14 protein-coding genes are annotated in these 11,598 nt (G+C 36.9%); 9 read left to right on the forward strand and 5 right to left on the reverse strand.

What is annotated here, in order from left to right; genetic code table 11:
- The first annotated feature begins 131 nt into the window (after positions 1–131).
- Genes GTH24_RS01365 through GTH24_RS01375 form a run of 3 tightly spaced genes read left to right on the forward strand, consistent with a single transcriptional unit; the run spans position 132 to position 2,918 of the window.
- The gene (locus tag GTH24_RS01365) at positions 132–395 is read left to right on the forward strand and encodes an XRE family transcriptional regulator (RefSeq protein WP_072069584.1); all 264 of its coding nucleotides are present in this window, start codon (positions 132–134) and stop codon (positions 393–395) included.
- Positions 396–444: 49 nt separating this feature from the next.
- Complete coding sequence (locus tag GTH24_RS01370; protein WP_164525862.1) at positions 445–1,737, forward strand: dTDP-4-dehydrorhamnose 3,5-epimerase family protein; 1,293 nt, start codon at positions 445–447, stop codon at positions 1,735–1,737.
- An 8-nt stretch (positions 1,738–1,745) separates the two neighbouring features.
- A complete protein-coding gene (locus tag GTH24_RS01375; RefSeq protein WP_164525863.1) occupies positions 1,746–2,918 on the forward strand; it encodes an MFS transporter in 1,173 nt (390 codons plus the stop codon).
- An 86-nt stretch (positions 2,919–3,004) separates the two neighbouring features.
- On the opposite strand, the gene ppa is transcribed toward GTH24_RS01375, so the two are convergent.
- Together ppa and fbp are read right to left on the reverse strand one after the other, a co-directional pair.
- The gene (gene ppa / locus GTH24_RS01380; RefSeq protein ID WP_072069581.1) at positions 3,005–3,532 is read right to left on the reverse strand and encodes an inorganic diphosphatase; all 528 of its coding nucleotides are present in this window, start codon (positions 3,530–3,532) and stop codon (positions 3,005–3,007) included.
- A gap of 199 nt (positions 3,533–3,731) precedes the next feature.
- Complete coding sequence (fbp, locus tag GTH24_RS01385) at positions 3,732–4,739, reverse strand: class 1 fructose-bisphosphatase (protein ID WP_023583589.1); 1,008 nt, start codon at positions 4,737–4,739, stop codon at positions 3,732–3,734.
- 164 nt (positions 4,740–4,903) lie between these two features.
- Between fbp and mpl the strand changes: the two genes are divergently transcribed.
- Entirely contained in the window at positions 4,904–6,283 is a 1,380-nt protein-coding gene (mpl, locus tag GTH24_RS01390) for a UDP-N-acetylmuramate:L-alanyl-gamma-D-glutamyl-meso-diaminopimelate ligase (RefSeq protein ID WP_072069579.1), read from the forward strand.
- Positions 6,284–6,346: 63 nt separating this feature from the next.
- Here mpl and argR read toward each other — a convergent pair whose 3' ends face one another.
- A complete protein-coding gene (argR, locus tag GTH24_RS01395; protein WP_006535714.1) occupies positions 6,347–6,817 on the reverse strand; it encodes a transcriptional regulator ArgR in 471 nt (156 codons plus the stop codon).
- A gap of 445 nt (positions 6,818–7,262) precedes the next feature.
- Here argR and mdh point away from each other — a divergent pair, with 445 nt between their 5' ends.
- A complete protein-coding gene (gene mdh, locus GTH24_RS01400; RefSeq protein ID WP_072069578.1) occupies positions 7,263–8,201 on the forward strand; it encodes a malate dehydrogenase in 939 nt (312 codons plus the stop codon).
- Between the two features lie 102 nt (positions 8,202–8,303).
- Here mdh and GTH24_RS01405 read toward each other — a convergent pair whose 3' ends face one another.
- Entirely contained in the window at positions 8,304–8,570 is a 267-nt protein-coding gene (locus GTH24_RS01405) for a helix-turn-helix domain-containing protein (protein ID WP_072069577.1), read from the reverse strand.
- A 186-nt stretch (positions 8,571–8,756) separates the two neighbouring features.
- Between GTH24_RS01405 and GTH24_RS01410 the strand changes: the two genes are divergently transcribed.
- Positions 8,757–9,107: a DNA-binding protein gene (locus GTH24_RS01410; RefSeq protein WP_072069576.1), complete on the forward strand. Its 351-nt coding sequence runs from the start codon at positions 8,757–8,759 to the stop codon at positions 9,105–9,107.
- An 82-nt stretch (positions 9,108–9,189) separates the two neighbouring features.
- Positions 9,190–9,606, forward strand: coding sequence for a DNA-binding protein (locus tag GTH24_RS01415; RefSeq protein ID WP_036939375.1), 417 nt, complete (start codon positions 9,190–9,192; stop codon positions 9,604–9,606).
- A gap of 49 nt (positions 9,607–9,655) precedes the next feature.
- Here the strand turns inward: GTH24_RS01415 and ispB are convergent, their stop codons facing one another.
- Positions 9,656–10,627, reverse strand: a complete 972-nt coding sequence (gene ispB / locus GTH24_RS01420) for an octaprenyl diphosphate synthase (RefSeq protein WP_072069575.1) — start codon at positions 10,625–10,627, stop codon at positions 9,656–9,658.
- Positions 10,628–10,890: 263 nt separating this feature from the next.
- Here ispB and rplU point away from each other — a divergent pair, with 263 nt between their 5' ends.
- Complete coding sequence (gene rplU, locus GTH24_RS01425) at positions 10,891–11,199, forward strand: 50S ribosomal protein L21 (RefSeq protein WP_036939370.1); 309 nt, start codon at positions 10,891–10,893, stop codon at positions 11,197–11,199.
- A gap of 19 nt (positions 11,200–11,218) precedes the next feature.
- A complete protein-coding gene (rpmA, locus tag GTH24_RS01430; RefSeq protein WP_006535706.1) occupies positions 11,219–11,476 on the forward strand; it encodes a 50S ribosomal protein L27 in 258 nt (85 codons plus the stop codon).
- Positions 11,477–11,598: the final 122 nt, after the last annotated feature.

An 11,598-nucleotide genomic window follows, 5' to 3' on the forward strand; every position in this document is an offset into this window, starting at 1 on the left:
TATATAATGATATGAATATTATTAATAGTAGGCCTGATTGACAACAAAATAAATTTAATGTTAAAACAGTTTTGCTTAAGAGGAACAGAGATAACCATCCTATTATTAATATAGTGAAATAAGGTAATTTTATGGATAAATTAAATGATATTACTCAACTTTATAATAATCCACCAAAAGACGTAAAACATAATATAGTAAATCATCGTTTTACTGATATGATATTACAAACAAAAACGGTAACAACAGATGCATTAGATAAACTCGCCTATCTTGCCGGTATTAAAAATGCACCCGCCGATGATAAGTATTTAAAATTAAATACAACTAATTTAGATGCATTAAAAGAAAGTGCAAAGTTACTTGGATATGATATTGAAATTGTCAGTATTTAATAAAAAAAGCAGCCATAAGGCTGCTTTTTTAACTGCATAGGAGGCAGTAGTGAATAAGGATATTAATGAATTAAATAAAAATATTAATATTGTAGGATTATATTGGATTGTTCGCTGGCGAGTAAATAATGGAAAACAACAATCTTATGTTATTCCTTTCGCAACAACCTATCCTATTAATATTGTTTACCATGGTAAAAGTGAATTTAACTATGGGCAGTATGGCATTCATCTTGGTCAACAAGATACATTAACTTTTTTAGGTGATGAAAAACAAAAAATATTGGCTAAATTTATTGATTGTCGTAAAAATTCACCAACATTTAAATCAGAATTAAGTTTTGAGATAACGCCATCATCCGCAAGAACACTCATTATTCCCCCTGGGGTCGCTCATACTTTTTCTCATCTAGAGAATGTTTTTACCTTAAATAGCTATTCTCTTTTTTTACCCACAATCGAGCAATTAGCAAATGAAACATTAAATTGGTCACCTAATAATGATGTGATAAACCTCCCTGAAAATGTTGATATTAATGAGATTGAAGGCTATGAACCAATGACAGAAGAAGCCTCTGCGCTGGTCTATCATCGGATTGCAGAAATACAACAACAATGGTTAAGTCAACATCGATTTCTACACTCTGAAACCCGCAAAATTCGCTTAGATAATGGCGATGAGATTAATTTAAGGTTTCGAGAGAAAATGGCAGATGCTCAAAAACAACAATTACCTACATCGATTATTTTAGGCGTTGAATTTTGTGAAATGGCGACTTTACATACTGGCAAAGAGAGTGGGATTGTCCCATTAACGCGACAATCCCCTATGTATCTGGTTGAGCATGGTCATGAGGATTATGATTTTGACTCTTATGGATTACATTTAGGGCAAGAAGATCATTTAACTTTTTTAGGAGATATATCTCATGAAATTACCGTTAAGCTGGTGGATATGCGTGAAAATTCACCCACCCTTTTTTATGAAGATAAAATTGTTTTTAATCCTGCACCAAATATTGAATTAGTGATCCCCTGTGGTGTTGCCCATGCTTTATTTAATATAGCAAATATTATTACTGTTAATCGGCCAGTTATCTATTTAGACAAAGAAAAAGAATATATTCCAGGCCATGATGTGATTGATTGGAAAATTGCTAATAAAAATTATCAATCTTATCGTGTTAATAAAATAGCAGCAGATTTAAGTTATTATCAATTCCTTGTATCTAAACAACAAGAGTTAATGAAACATAAGCCCACTCATCATACGCCAAAATCAATTATTGTTTATGATGAAAATAACCAGCCAATTAAAGTATTAATTAAAGAAAAGGTTTAGTATTCATTATGCGTATTGTCTTTTTTCATATGCTTTTTTTTGTATTAACTGCTGATGGGTTAATGGTTTTTCTTACCCCTGTTATTGTCTATCAGTTAACAACGAGTATTGAATATGCGGGATTGACATACGCACTATGGTGGTTACCTCGGATTTTTTTAATTCCGCTGATTGGTAAATATATAGATAGCCTAGGTGTTCGTCCTATATCTATTATTTCTGATGGTTTTAAAATAACAGGATGCTTATTTTTATTATATGTAGATTTTACGTCTGAAATGATGATAGCAGTAAGTTTTGGATTAGTTGGAAGTTTAATTTCGATTGGAAATTCTCAAACGCTTATTTCGTATGAAAAAATCGTAGCATCGATAAGTAATAATAAAGAACACCATATTAATATGATGTCTAGAATGGATTTCTTAGGGATGATCATCGGCCCTCTCATTGGCATTTTTTTTATTGATTATGGCTATAAATATTTACTTGTTATACCAGTTATATTTTATTTTATTAATGCTTGTTTCTTTTTGTTCCTTTATAAGGAAAAAAATAGAATTAATGAAAACAATTCTGAAGAAATAACTTTTTCTAATAAGGTGATTACTTACATTATATCATCACCGATAATTCTATTTTCTATTTTTGTTGCTCTTGGTAACAATATGTTTGATGGCTTAATTGAATCTAGTGGTACAGCGTTAATTGATCGCTCTATGAAATTACCTATAAAATATTATGGTTTTATTGATATTGCAGCGGGGATCTGTGGTGTATTAGGCACATACTTATATAGCTATTTAAGTAAATATATAAGTAGAAGGCCACTCACCATTATTTCAATTTTGATTATTACTATCAGCTCTTCTTTCCTAGTATTTTTCCAAGGTTCCATGATCTTGTTTTTTATCAGTTATGCAATTTCAATTATTGGGAAAGTCTTTTCAGGAAATATTTTAAGAATGCTTAGAATCGAGATTATTCCTCTCAATCAATTAGCAAGTGTGTCATCTCTAATCATCTTATTGAATCAATTGATCTTACCGATTGTGGGGGGACTTTTATTTTTTTCAACAGGGGATGTTTCAGTGGTTTATACATTAATGATAGCCGCCATTGCTATTACATTGATAAGTGGTGGATTGCTTATAATGTGTTTGAAGAAAAGAGTCGTACCATAATAAAAAGCTCTTCAATAAAATGAAGAGCTTTTTCATCAGTAAATTATTAAATAATAACTTACTTAGTTATTCTGATAGCGTCAGAATTATTTTTTAGCGCGTTCGAAAGAAGACAGAATTTCAGCTTTAGCGGCTTCTACGCCTTCCCAACCGTCAACTTTAACCCATTTGCCAGCTTCTAAATCTTTGTAGTGCTCAAAGAAATGTTTGATCTGTGCTTTTAACAGTTCTGGTAAATCAGTCACATCTTTAATGTGATCGTATTCTTTGCTCAGTTTAGTGTGCGGTACTGCAACCAGTTTTGCATCTTCACCTGATTCGTCAGTCATTTTCAGTACGCCAACAGGACGGCAACGAATAACTGAACCTGGTTGTAATGGGTATGGAGTTGGAACCAGAACGTCTACTGGATCACCATCTAAAGATAATGTGTTGTTGATGTAACCGTAGTTGCATGGGTAGAACATTGCGGTTGACATAAAACGGTCAACAAACAGTGCGCCACTTTCTTTATCAACTTCGTATTTGATAGGATCAGCATTTGCTGGGATTTCAATAACAACATAGATATCTTCTGGTAGTTCTTTACCAGCAGGAACATGATTCAGGCTCATAAAAAATTTCCTATAAAAAAATTAATTTTACGTGGCCTGTAGTATAGCGAAAAGTTTTTAACAATACCCGTTTTTTGCCGAACATGTTGCGTTATGACGTAAAAATAAGCAGTAAATAAAAGGAAGTTCTATTTCCAAAGATGAAAAAACCGGACGAAAAAGAAGCCCGGTTTATCTATGTTGGTGCTAGACCAATGAATTATTCTTCGTCTGGATATTGCGCCATAAAACTTTCAGCTTGCTCAACCATCGATTTAGTACCTACAAAGAAAGGCATACGTTGGTGAAGCTCTTTAGGTTCGATATCAAGAATACGTTCTTTACCATTACTTGCTTTACCGCCAGCTTGTTCTGCTAAAAACGCCATTGGGTTACATTCATAGAGTAAACGTAATTTACCAGTAGGGTGGCTTGCAGTGCTTGGATAGATATAAATGCCACCTTTTAGTAAGTTACGGTGAAAATCAGCGACTAAAGAACCGATATAACGAGTGGTATAAGGACGATTAGTGGCTGCATCTTGTTCTTGGCAATACTTAATGTATTTTTTGACACCTAATGGGAATTTGATGTAGTTACCTTCATTGATAGAGTACATATTTCCTGTTGGTGGGAAATGTACACTTTCATGAGATAGGCAGAATACACCTAAAGAAGGGTCATATGTAAAGGCGTGAACACCACAACCAGTTGTATAAACTAACATGGTTGATGAGCCATAAACGACATAGCCAGCTGCAACTTGACGATGACCAGGTTGTAAGAAGTCATCTAATGTTACAGATTGGCCAATAGGCGTAATACGGTGGTAAATAGAGAAAATTGTCCCGACGGAAACGTTTACATCAATATTCGACGAACCGTCTAAAGGGTCCATTAGTACAACATACTTAGCATTTTCAGCACGATCACCTTCAAAGATTACAATATCATCTTCTTCTTCTGATCCGATACCCGCAACTTCACCACGTGCTTTTAATGCCGCTTTTAGTTTCTCATTCGCGTAAAGATCCAGTTTCATCTGGGCTTCACCTTGAACATTAGAAACACCGTTAGTACCCAGAATATCGACTAACCCTGCTTTATTAATATCACGGTGGATAATTTTAGCCCCAAGCTTAATTGCCGAAAGCAATGCAGTAAGTTCGCCAGTTGCATGGGGAAAATCTTGTTGTTTCTCGACGATAAATTCGCCTAATGTTTTCATGACGCAGGTCCTGAATGTGAGTGGGTAAAGTAAAAAAGGAGGAAAATCTCCTTGGTGGTGGCAAGTTTAGCCAAAGAATCGAATGATTCAAAGGTTAATCCGTTCCTTATCTGCTTTTTGATCGTTAGAATAGTGACCAACTTCATGCTATTGGACAGAAATTCATGCACATTCATATTCTTGGTATTTGTGGCACCTTTATGGGAAGTCTTGCCATTTTAGCTCGAGCGAAGGGACATAAAGTCACAGGCTCTGATGCTAATGTCTATCCACCAATGAGTACCTTATTAGAAAATCAGGGAATTGAACTGATTGAGGGATATGACCCTAAACAATTAGAACCTGCTCCTGACATGGTGATTATTGGTAATGCAATGACACGAGGAAATCCTTGTGTTGAAGCTGTACTTGAAAAAGGTCTGCCTTATACTTCAGGCCCTCAATGGCTACATGATTATATTTTACCAGAACGTTGGGTATTAGCGGTTGCAGGAACCCATGGCAAAACAACAACGGCAGGTATGTTAGCTTGGGTTTTAGAAGATTGTGGTTATAAGCCGGGTTTTTTGATTGGTGGTGTGCCCGGTAATTTCCAAGTTTCAGCGCAATTAGGTGAAAGCCCTTTCTTTGTGATTGAAGCCGACGAGTATGATAGCGCTTTCTTTGATAAGCGTTCTAAATTTGTGCATTACTCGCCTCGCACACTGATTTTAAATAACCTTGAATTTGACCATGCCGATATTTTTGACGATTTAGCGGCAATTCAAAAACAATTCCATCATTTAGTTCGTATCGTTCCTGGCAGTGGGAAAATCATCATGCCTGACAACGATATGAATTTAAAACAGACCATTGGAATGGGATGTTGGAGCGAACAAGAATTCACGGGTGAAACAGGCGATTGGCAAGCTAAAAAACTCACTAATGACAGTAGTCATTTTGAGGTGTTTCATAAAGGCGAGCAGGTTGGAGAAGTGTGTTGGGGACTTTCTGGTGAACACAACATGCAAAATGGTTTAATGGCAATAGTTGCTGCGCATCATGTTGGTGTTTTGCCTGCTGACGCTTGTGAAGCATTAGATAAGTTTGTTAATGCGCGTCGTCGCTTAGAGTTACGTGGCGAAGTAAACCAGATCAGTGTCTATGACGATTTTGCACATCATCCTACGGCGATTTTAGCAACGCTTGAAGCACTACGCAGTAAAGTCGGTGGAACCGCACGTATTATTGCGGTGTTAGAACCTCGTTCAAATACCATGAAAATGGGAATTAGCAAGGATGATATCGCTCCAGCATTAGGTCGAGCTGATGAAGTGTTTTTATTCCAGCCACCGAATATTCAATGGTTAGTGAGTGATATTGCAGAGCATTGCGTACAACCAGCTCGTTGGAGTACTGACCTTGATACATTAGTGGATATGATTGCGAAAGAAGCCCAAGCGGGCGATCATATTTTAATTATGAGTAATGGTGGTTTTGGTGGGATACATGAAAAGCTGCTTAAAAAATTAGCTCAGCCTAAAGGATCAGAGAATCAGTATTAGTAATAAATAAAAATAAGCCACTGAATGTTTAGTGGCTTATTTTAGGACGTTAGAGTAAAGAGATTATAATTCCTGATCAAACAGGTTTAGGATCGCATCTCGCAACTCTTCTGTTGAAAATCCTGGCGCTGGTGTTGAGAAAATAGTGTCATCACCTGCAATACTGCCGAGGATCCCTTCTGCTTTGCCTAATGAATCTAATAAACGTGCAATAAGTTGTGCCGCGCCTGGACTAGTTCTTATCACCACAACCGAATGGTTATGGTCGATATCGAGTACCAGATTTTTTAATGGGCTACTTGCTGTTGGTACGCCAAGTTCAGTTGGAAGGCAATATACCATTTCCATTTTGGCGTTTCGGGTTCTTACTGCACCAAATTTTGTTAGCATACGAGAGATTTTGGATTGATTAATATTATCAAATCCAGCCTCTTGCAATGCCGTCACAATCTCGCCTTGTGAACTGAATTTTTCTTCTTTCAGCAGGGCTTTAAACGCTTTAACCAAGTCTTCTTGCTTAGAAGGAACGCGCATAGTTCACCTTTAGTGAGTTATCAATAACCTGCGTATTATGCAGAGGAGTGAATTTTTATGCAACAAAAGACGATGAAAGGTGAGAGGTAATCTACTGAAAATTGTAAAGTAGAATGTACTACAAAAAAATTTTATTTATCGACTTTGAATGTGATAATTTAAGGAAGTGAAATATTTGTTAAATAAATGATAAGCTTAAATGATTATCATAAGGAGATAGAGCCATTTAACATTTTACCCAATTTATTGGAATTATTTATCAAAAGAGTGCCCGCTATCTCATTAACAGATAAGCAATTTGTTTAGAATAACCAAAGTATTATTTTCCACTGTAAATGCCTTATTATGCAATATTGCTGTTAAATAATTGTTTTTCAAAAGGTGTATTGCGTAATAGTGAGTCTCTCTAAGGCGTTCCACTATCTCGTAACTAAGGAGTATCAGAATGAAAGTAGCAGTTCTCGGTGCAGCGGGTGGTATTGGTCAGGCACTGGCACTTCTTCTTAAAAATCAGCTTCCAGCTGGTAGTGAACTCTCTTTATATGATATCGCTCCCGTCACACCGGGTGTCGCAGCTGACTTAAGCCATATCCCAACTCAAGTGACTGTAAAAGGTTTTGCCGGCGAAGATCCATCTCCTGCATTAAAAGGCGCTGATGTTGTTCTGATTTCTGCGGGTGTTGCACGTAAACCTGGTATGGATCGTTCAGATCTTTTCAATGTTAACGCAGGTATTGTGCGTAACTTAATTGAAAAAGTAGCACAAAATTGCCCTAAAGCACTTATCGGTATCATTACTAACCCTGTAAATACGACAGTTGCTATTGCTGCTGAAGTGCTTAAAAAAGCGGGTGTTTACGATAAAAAACGTCTTTTCGGTATCACCACACTTGATATCATTCGTGCTAATACTTTTGTTGCTGAATTAAAAGGCCAAGATCCTCAGAAAACCAATGTTCCTGTTATTGGTGGGCATTCGGGTGTCACTATTCTTCCGCTACTTTCTCAAGTTGCTGGTGTATCATTTACAGATGATGAAGTCGCAGCACTGACAAAACGTATCCAAAATGCAGGTACTGAAGTTGTAGAAGCAAAAGCTGGTGGCGGATCAGCAACATTATCAATGGGACAAGCAGCTGCTCGTTTTGGTCTTTCATTAATTCGCGCTTTAAATGGCGAGAAAAATGTTATTGAATGTACCTATACAGAAGGTGACGGAGAATATGCCCGTTTCTTTGCGCAACCTATTCTTTTAGGTAAAAACGGTGTAGAGGAATATTTATCTATTGGTAAATTAAGTGATTTTGAAAAACAATCTCTTAATGGCATGTTAGACGTATTGAAAAAAGATATAATTCTTGGTGAAGAATTTATTAATAAATAAAGAGATACTTTTTTTGCTATAAAAATAATGCAAAATTAAATAAAAACCGCTGATATAGTATCAGCGGTTTTTTTTATTAATTATAATGTATGTAATTATTAGTTAATTATTAGTTTTGTCACGTATCTTTCGTTCAAGTAATTCTCCTGTTTCAGGATGAAAATAACGGCTTGGCCAAATTTCAGAAGGGGCAACACCAAGATAATCAGCAATGATTTTTTCTCCTTTAGGCCAAGGGCGTGACAGTGCATTAGCGAGTGTTGAAGAGCTTAACCCTGCTTGGCGAGAGATGGCAGCAAGTGTTGTTCCTCGTTTTCTAAGTGCGGCAATAATATCGGCAGGATGCCAATCAGATTTCCTTGAAATCATTTTTAATCCTTTTTCTATAAAATTAATTGCTGTGTTAGTGGTATAAATAACAGTTTATTAGAAATGTCTTAAAGCATTTAAACTGATTATTTAGAAAATAAAATAACATTATTTTTCTAAAAAGATTTCTGATTTTTTTCTTAATAATTTCTTTTTTGAAGTTGATAACAATTTTAGAGAAACATAATGAAAAAAGAGTGGTATACGGCAAAGGAATTGACGGGTATAGGTGGATTACCTAAATCACCACAAGGTGTAAATGCAAAAGCTAAACGTGAATTTTGGCAAAAACAAAAGATAAAGAATAAGCAAGGTAATGGTGTTGAATATCATTATTCTTGTTTACCAGATAAAACTTTAATTGCTCTGGAACTTTATGAACCATTAGCACATTACAAACTAAATAAAAAAGAGGAGCCACTCGTTATCTGGGTGAAAGCATTCCAACAACTAAATGATGGTGAACAAAAAACATTAACAGAGCTGATATTGCGGGATGGTATTAGAAGTTTTTTAGAAAAACTTGTCAATGATTAGGCGAGTTTAAAGAATCTATTATTGCGTTATCCGCAACAGATATCTATCTGACTAACCTCTTAGTTGAATGTGAGATGAGATCATGAAAAAAGAATGGTATACAGCGAAAGAATTAGTGGGGCTTGCGGGGTTACCTAACTCACCGCAGGGAGTGAACTTGATGGCGCGTCGTGAAGGGTGGGAAAATCGCCGTAAACGAGGTGTACAGGGGAAAGCTGTCGAGTATTCAGTGAAAAGCCTACCTGATGAGGTTATTGGTGTATTAGCCGCACATGAACCTCCCGCCGAGTATTTATCAAAGCGTCAGGATGCTTTTTTGATTTGGGTTGAAGCGTATTATCAATTAACTAAATCAGAACGTGAAAAAATTGTGAAGTTTGTGCTTCGAGAAGGGTTAGCAAAGCTCATTAGCTATATTGATGCTGATAATCAAGATGCAATTGAGCGAGAAAATGAAGAAGTACTCAATAAATTAAAAAACCCACCAGAGTCGACATAGTCGCTCTGGCTGGCTTTTCTATACCATTAATGGGGTAGTGTTATTAGGATTACGATTGACGTTGTACAGCAACGTGAGCAAGCCCAATAAGCGCTTCTTTATAAGGTGAATCAGGTATGATAGATAAAGCTTCAATTGCTTTGTCTGCTTCTTCTTCTGCTTTTTGGCGGGTATATTCTAAAGATCCACTTTGTTTCATGGTCTTTAAAACAGTATCCAATAAATGGCGACCATTACCTTGTTCAATAGCTTGGCGAATTAATTGAGATTCTTCTTCATTACCATTATGCATGGCATGAAGTAATGGCAACGTAGGTTTGCCTTCATCAAGATCATCGCCTGTGTTTTTACCCAACTGACTGTTGTCAGCATCATAATCAAGCAGATCGTCAATGAGCTGGAAAGCAGTACCAAGATAACGTCCATAATCTTGGAATGCTTTTTCTTGCTCAGGTGTCGCTCCAGAAAGGATGGCTGACGCATGAGAAGCTGCTTCAAATAGGCGCGCTGTTTTACTGTAAATAACTTGCATATAGTCATCTTCAGAAATGTTCGGATCGTTACAATTCATTAATTGTAAGACTTCACCTTCGGCGATCACGTTGGTGGCGCTAGACATTAATTTTAATACACGCATTGAATCAAGATCCGTCATCATCTGGAAAGATCGTGTATAGATAAAGTCACCAACAAGCACACTTGCTGCGTTCCCAAAGACAGCATTTGCCGTTTGTTTTCCTCTGCGCATATCAGATTCATCAACAACATCATCATGTAACAACGTTGCAGTATGAATAAACTCGATAAGCGCTGCGACCGAGATATGTTTGTCACCTTGATAGTCCAATGCTCGTCCAGTGAGCACTGCGATCATTGGTCGGATCCTTTTACCACCACCACTAATGATGTAGTAACCAAGTTGGTTTATCAAAGAAACATCTGAATTAAGCTGGTAAAGGATTGCCTCATTTACCGCAGCCATATCAGCGGATGTTAGTTTTATAATAGATTCTAAATTCATGTTTTTTCGACTTTGGCTCGCCAATGAGCGCGTTATTATTAATAAAAAATGATCATGCCATAGATTTTACTCTCTTATAATTTAGATTGTACTTTAAAAATGGCTGAAATAAATATCGCATAAAAAACTCTTTTTTTTAACGCTAGTTTGCGATCTGTACTTGTCATCGGCACTAAATTTGCGTAGAATTCGCGCCCTATGTGAATATTTTAATTGTGCACTCAAATTATACATATTGGGAGTGTGCGGAAAGCGGAGTTTATATGTACGCGGTTTTCCAAAGTGGTGGTAAACAACACCGAGTCAGCGAAGGTCAAACTATTCGTTTAGAGAAACTTGAAGTAGCTACTGGCGAAACAATCGAGTTTGACACTGTAATGATGGTCGCTAATGGCGATGATATTCAAATTGGCGCTCCAATCCTTGCGGGCGTTAAAGTTAAAGCGGAAGTGGTTGCTCACGGTCGCGGCGAGAAAGTTAAGATTGTTAAGTTCCGTCGTCGTAAACATAGCCGTAAACAACAGGGCCACCGTCAGTGGTTTACTGATGTTAAAATCACTGGTATCGCTTAAGGTTTAGGAGAGTAGTTCAATGGCACATAAAAAGGCTGGCGGCTCGACTCGTAACGGTCGTGATTCCGAAGCAAAACGTCTGGGTGTTAAACGTTTCGGTGGTGAAGCTGTATTAGCAGGTAGCATCATCGTTCGTCAACGTGGTACTAAGTTCCATGCAGGTACTAACGTTGGTTGTGGTCGTGACCACACCCTGTTTGCATTAGCTGACGGAAAAATTAAGTTCGAAGTTAAAGGTCCAAACAACCGTAAATTTATCAGCATCGAAGCTGAATAATTACCGGTCCTTTAATCACCGAGTCAAAAGCCCTGCAAGTCTGTTGCGGGGCTTTTTATATTTAAAAAAGGCCATCTCTGGGTAATTTCGGCCATCCAGCACGTTAATGGCTACTATACGGA

It is taken from the genome of Proteus vulgaris, from assembly GCF_011045815.1.
Taxonomy (GTDB): domain Bacteria; phylum Pseudomonadota; class Gammaproteobacteria; order Enterobacterales; family Enterobacteriaceae; genus Proteus; species Proteus vulgaris_B.